The sequence below is a fragment of the Psychrobacillus soli genome, assembly GCF_006861775.1.
GTDB lineage: Bacteria > Bacillota > Bacilli > Bacillales_A > Planococcaceae > Psychrobacillus > Psychrobacillus soli.
Map to the genome: position 1 here is coordinate 63,298 of NZ_VDGG01000018.1, position 11,621 is coordinate 74,918.

Annotated in this window: 13 protein-coding genes; 6 read left to right on the forward strand and 7 right to left on the reverse strand. The window is 30.3% G+C overall.

The window, feature by feature from the left end; genetic code table 11:
- Nucleotides 1-311: 311 nt before the first annotated feature.
- Genes FG383_RS10535 through FG383_RS10545 form a run of 3 tightly spaced genes read left to right on the forward strand, consistent with a single transcriptional unit; the run spans nucleotide 312 to nucleotide 1,762 of the window.
- Complete coding sequence (locus FG383_RS10535) at nucleotides 312-917, forward strand: nucleotidyltransferase domain-containing protein (protein WP_142607364.1); 606 nt, start codon at nucleotides 312-314, stop codon at nucleotides 915-917.
- Nucleotides 918-1,322 carry a hypothetical protein gene (locus tag FG383_RS10540; RefSeq protein WP_142607365.1) on the forward strand — a complete coding sequence of 135 codons (405 nt, stop codon included), beginning with the start codon at nucleotides 918-920 and terminating at the stop codon, nucleotides 1,320-1,322.
- On the forward strand, nucleotides 1,319-1,762 hold the full coding sequence (locus FG383_RS10545) for a hypothetical protein (RefSeq protein ID WP_142607366.1): 444 nt from the start codon (nucleotides 1,319-1,321) through the stop codon (nucleotides 1,760-1,762). The genes FG383_RS10540 and FG383_RS10545 overlap by 4 nt, the downstream gene beginning before the upstream one ends.
- A gap of 139 nt (nucleotides 1,763-1,901) precedes the next feature.
- On the opposite strand, the gene FG383_RS10550 is transcribed toward FG383_RS10545, so the two are convergent.
- The 5 genes from FG383_RS10550 to FG383_RS10570 all read right to left on the reverse strand — a co-directional run bounded on the left by FG383_RS10550 (nucleotide 1,902) and on the right by FG383_RS10570 (nucleotide 5,805).
- Nucleotides 1,902-2,318, reverse strand: coding sequence for a hypothetical protein (locus tag FG383_RS10550; protein WP_142607367.1), 417 nt, complete (start codon nucleotides 2,316-2,318; stop codon nucleotides 1,902-1,904).
- A gap of 214 nt (nucleotides 2,319-2,532) precedes the next feature.
- Nucleotides 2,533-3,693: an acyltransferase family protein gene (locus FG383_RS10555; protein WP_142607368.1), complete on the reverse strand. Its 1,161-nt coding sequence runs from the start codon at nucleotides 3,691-3,693 to the stop codon at nucleotides 2,533-2,535.
- Nucleotides 3,694-3,924: 231 nt separating this feature from the next.
- A complete protein-coding gene (locus FG383_RS10560; RefSeq protein ID WP_093276788.1) occupies nucleotides 3,925-4,371 on the reverse strand; it encodes an NUDIX hydrolase in 447 nt (148 codons plus the stop codon).
- A gap of 411 nt (nucleotides 4,372-4,782) precedes the next feature.
- A complete protein-coding gene (locus FG383_RS10565) occupies nucleotides 4,783-5,319 on the reverse strand; it encodes a hypothetical protein (RefSeq protein WP_142607369.1) in 537 nt (178 codons plus the stop codon).
- Between the two features lie 306 nt (nucleotides 5,320-5,625).
- Entirely contained in the window at nucleotides 5,626-5,805 is a 180-nt protein-coding gene (locus FG383_RS10570; RefSeq protein ID WP_142607370.1) for a hypothetical protein, read from the reverse strand.
- A gap of 696 nt (nucleotides 5,806-6,501) precedes the next feature.
- Here FG383_RS10570 and FG383_RS10575 point away from each other — a divergent pair.
- The 3 genes from FG383_RS10575 to FG383_RS10585 all read left to right on the forward strand — a co-directional run bounded on the left by FG383_RS10575 (nucleotide 6,502) and on the right by FG383_RS10585 (nucleotide 9,312).
- The gene (locus FG383_RS10575) at nucleotides 6,502-6,744 is read left to right on the forward strand and encodes a helix-turn-helix domain-containing protein (RefSeq protein ID WP_142607371.1); all 243 of its coding nucleotides are present in this window, start codon (nucleotides 6,502-6,504) and stop codon (nucleotides 6,742-6,744) included.
- 14 nt (nucleotides 6,745-6,758) lie between these two features.
- Nucleotides 6,759-7,940, forward strand: a complete 1,182-nt coding sequence (locus FG383_RS10580; protein ID WP_142607372.1) for a tyrosine-type recombinase/integrase — start codon at nucleotides 6,759-6,761, stop codon at nucleotides 7,938-7,940.
- Between the two features lie 214 nt (nucleotides 7,941-8,154).
- Nucleotides 8,155-9,312 carry a site-specific integrase gene (locus FG383_RS10585; protein WP_142607373.1) on the forward strand — a complete coding sequence of 386 codons (1,158 nt, stop codon included), beginning with the start codon at nucleotides 8,155-8,157 and terminating at the stop codon, nucleotides 9,310-9,312.
- Between the two features lie 367 nt (nucleotides 9,313-9,679).
- Here FG383_RS10585 and FG383_RS10590 read toward each other — a convergent pair whose 3' ends face one another.
- The gene (locus tag FG383_RS10590; protein WP_142607374.1) at nucleotides 9,680-10,717 is read right to left on the reverse strand and encodes a hypothetical protein; all 1,038 of its coding nucleotides are present in this window, start codon (nucleotides 10,715-10,717) and stop codon (nucleotides 9,680-9,682) included.
- Entirely contained in the window at nucleotides 10,717-11,466 is a 750-nt protein-coding gene (locus FG383_RS10595) for an AAA family ATPase (RefSeq protein ID WP_142607375.1), read from the reverse strand. Before FG383_RS10595 ends, FG383_RS10590 begins: the two co-directional genes overlap by 1 nt.
- Between the last annotated feature and the right edge of the window lie 155 nt (nucleotides 11,467-11,621).

An 11,621-nucleotide genomic window follows, 5' to 3' on the forward strand; every position in this document is an offset into this window, starting at 1 on the left:
GTACGGTTCACAGTAACTAATCAAAGAAGTTTAACTTTGAAATATCTATATTAAGAAAAATAATAAGCGTGTTCTATTGAAAAAGAGAGTCCTTATGACCATAATAATAAGTATTAAATCAGAAGTATATTTGGTCTTGCTTTTAAGTGTCAGCTCAAAAAGTAGAAACCGGATGACGTCCAAAGGTTGACTAAAGAAATTATAGTTGACATTAAGAAAGAATGTATAGATCAAAAGTGGTGGATTTTTTTACAATATAATAAGAGAGAAGTTGCCTGTAATTTGTGAAAAAACTCAAAAGAGGTGTTGTAATGTTTCAAGTATTAATTGGTTCTGTTGCTCGAAATGATTTTTCGAGAAATAGTGATATTGATATTTGCAGAATAGGCAATAGACAAACGATTGAAAGAAAGGATTCATGGCCAATTGGACCTATTAATTATATAGATTATGAATTAGAAGTGTTTGAGCACTTATTCGAAATCGGTAGTTTATTTATTTTGCATATCCTATTCGAAGGGGTGTTAATTAAAGGCGACAAGGAAAAATGGGAAAACTATAAATCTAATTTTTGTGTTAAAGATAATTTTAATGAAGAACTAGAAGATATTAATGAAATGACTGATGTATTCAATAACCTGGAGATGTTTGGTAACAAGTATTTAACATTATACTCCAATTTGTTTACTTTAATAAAAAATTATTCCATCTTTACATTAGCAAATGAAGGTATATATATTTTTAATAAAGAGAAGGCAGTAAAGAGGGTATTCGGAGATTTTTATTATAATTTACTTTTTGATTCAAATAATTATTTTGAACGTGGAATTGTTAATGAAATATGGGATTACGAATGTAAAAAAACAGCTCAAAATATAATAAATTATTATATAACAAAAATTAAGGAGAAGAACTAAATGTTAAGTACAGATATGTTATTAGAACTATATAAAATTTACATTGAAATTATCACTGGGAAAAAGTATAAAAGAAAAAAATTAAAAGTTGTTGTTGATTCAATAGTGGAACAACTGTGTGGATATTATCTTAATAGACGACCAAATTCAGCTTGGAATATAAGAGAATCTGTACTAATTAAAATTCATCAAACTACAACTGATGAAGATAAAGATATATTAAGTACTTTTAATTCTTTGTTACGAGAGTATGATGAAGCTTTTTCAAAATCATACTCTGACCACAGTGAAAATCTTCAAGAATTTATAAATATAGAATTAAGAGACCTAACGATATCTTTGATAAAACATAGTTTACATAGAACAGATGAACATGCGAATTCATTAAGAGTGATATTATTATGAATGAAGACAAAATAAATGTTCTAATAAAAGCTTGGGAAACCTATCAAAATTTAGCAAAAGGTTTTGGTGAAAATGCTTGGAAAATTCGAGCTATTGGAATTGGCTTTTGGTCTGCAATAATGGGATATGGTTATAAAAATGATGATAGTAAGGTTTATTTATTTTCTTTAATCATTGTTGTTCTTTTTCTATTTTTGGAAACCGGTATGAAACAATTACAATATAAATACATAAATAAATCAATAAACATTGAAAAATCTATAAATGATTTTTTACTCGGTGATAACGTGAAATTCCCTACAAATGGAATTTCAACAAATATTGCTACACCATCCATAATAGATTTTTTAAACATGTTTAGATTAAAGCGATGGATGTTTTGGTTACCATATCTTGTCTTATTAATTGTAACTTTTTTATTTATTAACCAAAATTTATAAATGCTAGAATTCAAGTAATATTTAATGAATATATGATGCGGATATAAATTAAAACAACAGCCACTTTACGTTTGTGTTCACCCAAAAAGGCCATCGAAATGATGGTCTTTTTTAACTAAAGCACTCCGTTAGTTGAATATTATCTTCTTATTACCAATAGTGTTTTCTCGAATATTGAGATGTTATTGATGTCAATGTTATTAAGGTTGATAGTTTGGTCAAAATCATAATTTCTTTCTTCTTCCTCTTGTCCAAACCAACAAGTATATAACTCGCAATAATCTCCTTCTTCAAGGTATCCATTTAAAAGATCACATAATGCAAGGAAACTCTCTTTTGCTTCTTTGTAACTTTGTTTTAAGTAAGGGTCTTTATTGTCAGCATCAAATGACATACCTACATATCGATCAGTATAAACCTCATATATCCTCTTAGTTGTGAAGTGTTTCTTGACTAATTCGTCATCCGAAAAGATATCAATTATAACTTTTTCATTACTACTTTCATCACTGTAAGGTAAAGTAAAATTACAACCAAGATAATTAACTATACTCATTAGCTTACATACCCCTTTATTTTTTTAACTTATTTCAGTATTTTTTTGTTCAATTAACCTGCTGCGTTAGATCAATAAGAAAAAATGCTTTACCCCTTCTTGAAGTAAAGCACCCGTTAGTTGAACAAGAACCATTATTTATATGACACATCATTATCCTACTATTAAGACAAAAGTAATGCTGGCTTTTCCATTTATCTAAAAATTATTTCCTTTACATCATTTTTTTGAGGTATGGAATCTTTCGCCATACAAAATGACTTAGCAAAAAACTTAGAATGATTCCTAAAAATGCCGTTATAAGAAATTTAGCCATGACCGGTATTGGTAGGTCATTCAATGTATATTGAAGGAAGACAACTACTGGCACATGGATGAAATAAACAACAAATACATTGTTTGATAACATCTTTGACCAACGATTAGTGCCGTTAATTTTTTCTCTAAATAAAATTAAAAGACCGATTACAAGCGAAATACACAATAACGTCTCAATTAATGATCGAGCCAACGAACCGAAGTTTGGCCCCCCTTTTAAAAGAAAAGGATCTACCGTATTTCCTCCAGAATACAAAATGGTTACTATTAATATTCCAATAATAAGCCAGATGTATCCTACTCTTGCACTCAAAGTTAAAAACCATTTGCGATGAAAGGCCATAATGCCTAAACAAAAAAAACTCACATACTGTGGTACATGTGCAAATTCTGTTTGAATAAATCCTAAAAAAGCTGTCCAATGATCAATAGGAAACCATATCCTTGTAATAAAAGTCACTAAACTAACGACCAACCACAGGGAGAGAATCTGATAAACCTTAATGTTTCCATCAAATTTTTTTGTGGTTTTCTTAGATGTAAAGAAGGTCCAGACTGAAAACACAACCGCATACACAAGTAAATGCTCTAAAAACCATAAATGGCCAAATTGCATATCAGGCCATGATGGCCCGGACCAGTTCGAGGGTTCATTACCAAGTCCAAAAAATATATTAACATAGTAAGAAAAAAATGAGATGGGTTCATAATCTCTGAAATTAATGTAATATAAATACATCAGAATAGGAATTATCACGAGAAATCCAAGTAGTAATGGAATACCAATTCTAATAAGCCGTTCTTTTAAAAACCGTTTCGGCCCTTTTCTCGAGATTGATTGAGGGAGAAAATAGGCTGATAAAAAGAAAAACATACTCATAAAAAATGCTGCATTTACAGAGAAAAATCTGCCCAACCAGTTGATAGATTCATCATCCAAAAAAAACCACCAACCACCTGGTCCATAGGCTTGTCCAGCATGGTGAGCTACTACAAGCATAATTAAAGCTATTTTTAGATTATCGATGAAATATAAACGATCGCTCTCTTTATTCACCTATAAACCCCTTTCCCATTAAAAGTTACACTGAGATAATAGCAATGTATTTTTCACCACTACAGGAAAATAATTTTATTTTTTAATCATAGCTATTTCGCATTATCATACTTATATGATATAGATAATAAGTTAATTACTTTTTCCACTAAACCTGCCCTGGAACAAGCAAAAAGAGCCTTTTAAGCAATTCCGATTTTCAAGTATAGTACCCGTTAGTTTAATAAGGAATCACTCATAAGTCTTTTCTCTTTTGATATGTTTAATAAAATTGTTGCCCGAAACAATAATATCCAATATTCCCTCTGGATAAAATTGTCTTTCGCTTAATTGAGAAATTGTACGCCAAACAAGCTTGATTTTTGGAGTTTCTTTATGCAAAAGATAATTCATTGCATTATTATTACTTGAACACCAATGGATTAAGGTGCAATCATGCCTTCTCTTCCCATCATACTGAATAATACTTTCACTAATACAAGCAAGTTGGCCAATGTTCAAAGCTAAATCAAATTCTTCAATTAGCTCCCTTTTAATAGCTTCACCTGCTGTTTCGCCGAATTCTATACTTCCACCCGGAAGACGGTAAAAACTTTCATCAAAATCACATTGCACAAGAATTTCTGTCTTATCTTCATTAACGATAATCCCTTCAGCCCTTAACAAAGGCACATTCACATAACCAGCTCCTTGATTGTTGTATATTAACCTTCTACCTTTCTATTCAAAAACCCTTCTTCAACTAAACTGCCCTTTTAGTTCAATAAGAAAAAGAGTTGCAAGATGTTAAATATATATAGGGACAATTAGTACCCGAAAGATAAAGCCTATATCGTAGACTACCAAGTAATCATTGATACAGGCTTTTTTCAAAACTTCTATTCAACTAACGCCCCCTTTAGTTCAATAAGAAGTGTTACTTAACAACTATTCGCTAGTATGGAGAATCTAATGGTTATTACTCACAATCTGTTGATATAATTAAGGTAAACAATTAGATTAAAAAAAGAAATGAACCGACAACCGCCAAAATTAAGCTGGTGGTTCATTTCCTATTTTCCATTAATATTTCTCTGTTTATAAGTATAATTATTTTGGTAATCTAACCATTAGATATTCGTTGTTAGTTCCTAATTTCCCATGATTAACAAAATTAAATTGTTCATAATACTTAACTAAATCATCGGTTTCTGTATATAGAACTAATGGTAAATTAATCTCTCTCGAGAGAGTAATTGCTTCTTTAATTAACTTTTTACCTTCTCCTTTTTTATTAGAGTGTAAGCTTACAATTTCAATGGCATTTTTATATAAATCTTTAAATATAATCATGGTTTCATTTGTAATTGTATAACAATATCTAATAGCAATCATGCTATTTAGGTTATTGTCAAAAAGTGATATCGCATCTGAACCATAAGGCATAAGATAAAATTTCATTTTAGACATCTTTAACATCCAATTAATATATAATACTTGCTTAATTGCCTTATCTTTCTTTAATTTAGGTAAGTCCTTGTTTAATAAATCCCTAACAAGTTCTGTAGTCTTAATGAGTGTCTGATAACAATCGGAACTACTAATAAATTTGATAACTGCATCATGTTCCCTACCTGCTTTTATCACGCTGTTCCCCTCTTTTCTTTGGATTTAAATAAGCTCTATTATGCCTATGCGAATAAAAACGTTAGTATGTTTCATTTTTTTCTTCGTAGTTATTTTAGGAGTTGTTTTTCATTATTAAGGGAAATTTTTCACTAACAACATTTAATATATGTTCTAACCAGCACCGTTAGTTTCAATAAGAAAAAGCTACCCTTACATGCAGCCACTTGTTTCACTAAAGCACCGGTTAGTTTAAGTACATTTTTTCACAATCTTATAAAGCGACTGTACATTTAAGGCTGTTTGTATCCTTTAAGAACTTCTCCGTTAGTATTTCTCAATTTTTAATGTTCTATTTTCTTCGCTAATTGTTACGTTTTCTGTTTCAGAAACTTTCTTTATAGCATCTTCAACTATTTGTTGAATCATAGTATCATCAACTTTTGCACCCTTCGGAAAACCTACTGATACAACAATATTTCCTTGAACAGTACCACCACCTAACATTATTGCTATTGACTCACTTTCAGAATATTTGCCATTAAATCCCTCGATAAGAATAGTATCTTCAGAATCGAATTGTACTTCTGGAAATACTCTAATTGATTACATCCAAACAGTAAGTGCGCAAAGTCCAAAACATTTTTTCACATTGGGTTTTGTATAACTTCTATATTGACTTAAAATTTCAACTGTATTGGACTGCTGGAACCCTATATTAACTCCTAACAAATTGCTTCAAGATAGCTACTCGCCTCCACATTTTCAATCCTTCTAATCGTGCGAACATCACTTTTAACCTTTTCAGCTAGTTTTTCTTGCGACACTCCAAATTCCTCATGTCGCCATTTCAAAATTTGACATACAAACTGTCCAAAACAACACCTCCTATATTAAATGTAAAATACTCGGGTTGTTTTGAAAGGGGCATATGAGGACATTCATCTACAAACGAGTAGACCCATGTTAAAGCAGTAATACTAAAGCTATTAATGTTTACTTCAAGTTTTTATAATTTTAAAGTTAAACTATTAAAATTGATTTCTTTCAGGGTTTCTAATTCCAAATATTAATTCCTTAACAAATTTTTTTAAGATATTAAAAAATATATTGGTTTTGCTATTCGAACCGTGAAAATTTTCGATTAGAATATTTAAGCCTTGAGGAACAATGATGCATCAAAACTTACTACGGAGGATCAAAATGCAAGAAGAACTTAAAGAAATATTGAATGGCTTGTTAAACAATCTTTTAAAAGAAATTGAAAATAATTCAACTACAAAACAATGGCTGTCACTTAAAGAAGCATGTGACTATGCAGGAGTTTCTTATAATACGCTTATGAAATTTCGATTACACAACGGTCTGAAAATTGCAGAAATCAATGGGGTTAAACGTGTTTCAAAAACAGAAATTGATAATTTTTTTAATGAAAATAGTTTTTAATTAAGGAGAAAATAATGACTAAAATAACAGAATACATGAAAAAAGGGAAAAAACATTTTATGTTTAAAGTTTATCTAGGGAAAAATCCTATTACCGGAGAAGAAATAGGGACTACTAGACGAGGATTTAAAAGTGAAAAAGAAGCCAATTTAGCTTTAATGAAATTAAAGTTAGCGGCATCTAATGGGGAATATCTTCAGCCGGCCCATAAAAAGTTTAAGGATGTTTATAATCTATGGCTTGATGAAGAATATAAAAACAGTGTAGAAGAGAGTACGTTAAAAAAGACGAAAACTATTTTTGATATTCATATTTTACCTAAAATCGGTGATAAAGATATCGATAAAATTAGTCGGGCTATGTGTAAGACTTATATTAAAGAGTGGTCAGATACTGTAAAACATGCCCGCATTATTCGATCGTACGCTTCGAGAGTAATAGAATATGCAATCTCAAACCATTATGTAAAAGTTAATCCTTTCATCGGATTAAAAGTACCACGTCAGATAGAAAAATATTATTTAGAAGAAGATATAGACTTAGATGATTCAACCGAGGATTTTGATTTTTATACTCATGATGAACTTATAAACTTTATAAACGCAATAGAAACAGAAACAGATATATTAATAAAAACCTTTTATCGTTTATTAGTGTATTCAGGAATGCGGAAGGGAGAGGCTTTGGCACTCACATGGAAAGATATCAATTTTGAAACTAACGAAATTAAGATTACAAAAGCTCTTACGCAAGGTGAAGAAAGACCACTTTATATTAAAAGACCTAAAAATGGTTTTAGTAGAGGTATAGTTATGGATGAAGATACCATGAATACTTTGAAAGCTTGGAAAAAAGTCCAATTTGAGCATTATAAAATACTTGGTTACGATACATCAAGTCAGAAACAACTTATATTTAGCAATCGTGACAATCGTTTTATTCAACCATCCAAAACATTTAAATGGATGCAAAAAATTTGCAAAAAGAATAATTTGCGTTATTTAAATACACATGGTCTTCGACATACACACTGTTCGTTATTATTTGAGGCAGGCGTAAGTATTAAAGAAGTGCAAATCCGTTTAGGTCATAAAGATATTAGAACTACTTTAAATATATACACTCACCTAAGTCAAAACAGTAAAATGAATACGATACAAGCATTTAAAGATTTCTTAGAAAACAAAAACATATAAAGTTTGATCCTCAAATAAAAAATACAAATAAACACCATCACTGAATATGCAGGTCTAAAACCTATAAATCAGCGTATGGTGTTTTTTATGGTTATCTACAGATATATTACCCAATATGTTATTTGTACTTAATCTAGTTTCAAGATAGAATAAAATAGTAGTATATCAACTACACCCTCCAAATCTTGTCTCCGTGAGCATTAGGAGGAATAGAATGAGTAAACAAAAAACTATTAAAAGTTATAAATTAAAGAACAATGAAACCCGCTATATGTTTCATCTTTATGTTGGTGTTGATCCTTTGACCGGTAAAGAGCAAAACACAACTCGTCGTGGCTTTAAAACAAGCAAAGAAGCTAAAGATGCACTAGCCGCTTTAAAAGTGCAAATCAACAACGGTACGTATAAAAAGAATGCTGTTGAAACGTATAAAGACTGTTACGATATGTGGATCAATCATTATGAGAACACTGTACAGGACAGTACCTTTTTGAAGACGAAACGCCTCTTTATCAATCATATTTTACCTTTAATGGGCCATTATATAATAGATAGAATTGATGTAGCGACATGCCAAAAGCATGTAGATCAATGGGCAAAGAAGTTAAAGCGTTTCAATATGGTGAAGGCATATGCTTCGAAAATATTAAAGTTTGCAATGCAACGCGGCTATATTCAAACAAACCCTTTTGATCTAGTGGAGATTCCAATTGTAAAAAAGCAAGTGTCCTTTGAGGAAGATGAAGCTGAAAACTTCTATACACGTGAGCAACTGGTTGAACTGCTTAATTGCTTTAAGCAAGAGGGAGATCTAAGAAAGTACGCCTTTTTCCATCTACTCTCCTTCTCTGGTATGCGTAAAAGTGAAGGGTTCGCTTTAATGTGGAAGGATATTAACTTTTTAGATAATGAAATACGTATTAATAAAGCCGTTGCGCGTGGCGAGCAAGGTCTTTATCTCGGACCAACGAAGAATGGACTTTCACGTACTATTAAAATGGATACCAAAACGATGCAGCTATTAAAGGATTGGAAGAAAGAACAAGCTAAAAAGTATCTCCAGCTTGGCTTTAATACCATGAAACAAAATCAGCTTGTATTCCCAAATACACATAACGACTTACATGAGCCTAATAAAACGTATCGTTGGTTAAAACATGTATTAGATAAATACAAACTTGAGCCAATTACAACACATGGTTTTCGTCATACACATTGTTCCCTTTTATTTGATGCTGGAGCAACCATTAAAGAAGTACAAGTGCGTTTAGGTCATACAGATGTAAAAACAACTTTAGACGTATATACTCACGTCACTAAAAAAGCAAAAGCTGAAACGATTGATAAGTTCGAAAAATATCTATCAAAATGATTGTTTTCTTGAAGAAGTTTTTTGACGTGGAATTGACGAGGTTTTTTTGAAATTCAGTGAAACTCATTGAAATAGAAAAACGCCAAAACCCTTATATATCAAGGATTTTGACATTCATTGAATTCGTATGATTTCTTACAATGGAGACGGCGGGATTTGAACCCGCGTCCAGAAACTCTAACACTTAAGCTTCTACGCGTGTATCTTGCCTATTTAGGTTTCGCGTAGCACTATGCCGAAGTCTAGTGTGGCAAGAGATTAGAGTCATTTCCATACTTCTATTTATAACGATTTTCTCCACTCGGGAGTATTACATATTTACGAACTTGGTTCGGAGACCTATGGACTTTAAGATATCAAAATAAATTTATAAAGTAAACCCATTTGTTTCTTGATAAATAATGTCTCTTGTTAACTTACCTAAAATATTTTTTCTATCATCTTCAACAGAAGGCATTATCGCCATTCTTAGTTCTTCTTCACTCTGAAAAAACTGACTAAATGAATGCAAAAGCTGATTACGATAAGTGAGATTATATAAATACGCTTTTCTTATCGAGTCCTGTACGTAACCTTTATGATATGCATTATAAATTTCTTCAATGTGAAATAATTCTAAATTACCTTTAATTTTTAATGCAATATCACTCGGTGCATCAGAATAATCTATTTTAATATTAAAATCTTCATTCATACCCAAGAACATTGATACAAAATCTATTTCATCTTTATCTTCCTTTTTTATATCTACAACTGTAGTAGGGGATATTTCTTCATCTTGATTTTGAATTATGTCTCTTTTAAAAATCATATAATCTATAATATTTTCTTCAAACGGAGTATAGTTATTAGTAATATTTGCTTCCTTACTACCCTTAAAATCAGAGTTACAGACTTTACAACTTGGTATTAAATTAAATAAGGAAACAGAAAATATAGGGTACTTAGCTTTATCTATAAAATGGTCAAATGTACCTCGTGTATTTCCATTATCGGAGTTATATAAAAATATGAATTGGGTAGCACAGTATGGACAAATATTTATCCCTAATGCTTTTTGATATAGATATGCGTTCCACCCCTTTGATTTATAAAAATACTTATATTCCTTGTGGAAGATTTTAAGGTCTTCAATTAACCTTTCCATTACTTCTTTATTTGGAATTGACTTTACAAGATAACTATAAATCTGCTTTTTTTTAGTTAATGTTTCAATATCCCCTAAAATAATTTCTCGAATATTGTCTAAAATATACCTATAAACATTACGTGCATATTTATTGTTTTGATTTTCATAAGCTACCTTTATCTTTCGTAATAACCTATTTTCATCTATAGCATTTTCACCAAATACGAATTCTTCATGTTTTCTTATTATTTCATCAGTTATTAGTATTTGAATCATTACAACTTACTTCTTCTTTTCAAATTATTTATTTCTTTTTCCAAATACATTATTCTTTTCTCTATACTATCATCAGATGCTAACTGCAACTTTTCATTATATATTTGCAATAGTTTATTTTTTATTAAAGGTTCCCCTATAACATCAATAAACTTTCTTAATTCATTTTTATTTCTCAATACCTTGTCAGGCGTTGTATTCATTAGGTCTTTAATAAAATTATTTATTTTATTTTTTGCAAATTTCCCCATTAGACCATCACTAATAAAAAATGAATTTGTAAATAATTCATTTATATTCGCACCAAAAGTTCTTGGACTTCCTTCAATTTCATTATTTATAGTCAATGAATTTAATTTATCTGCTAAAAATGTGACATTAGTATTAGGGAAATCAGATAATATGAAAGGTGAATGTGTTGTCAATATTACTTGAACATTTCCTTTAAATAAAATTTCAATTAACTTTAAAAAATAAAATAGCCAGTCTTTTTGCCACTGTGGATGAAAATACAAGTCACATTCATCTATTAACAATAAATAATGAAAATCCTTCACGCTTATAGGTTCCTCTAAATAGTCTTCCTCATCTAATAAGTCTTGTTGTAATTCATTCAAGGAATCATAAAATCTTCCAAATAAATTTAAGAGACTAAGTTGTCCACTACTCATTTCCGACCAATAAAAATTTAGTATATTTTTATTGTAGAACTTATCTTTATAATAATTTATAAAGTTATTAACAATTATGGTATGAGAATAAAGATAGAAACCCGTCTGTAACCGTCAAGTGAAAACATACAGTTTTTGCTCGTTTGAAATGAACACTTTTGCTTAAAATACGTGCTGCCTGTTTTTCATGCGATAGCTGTCTCCCTCCATGTGAATAACCTCCACACGATGTA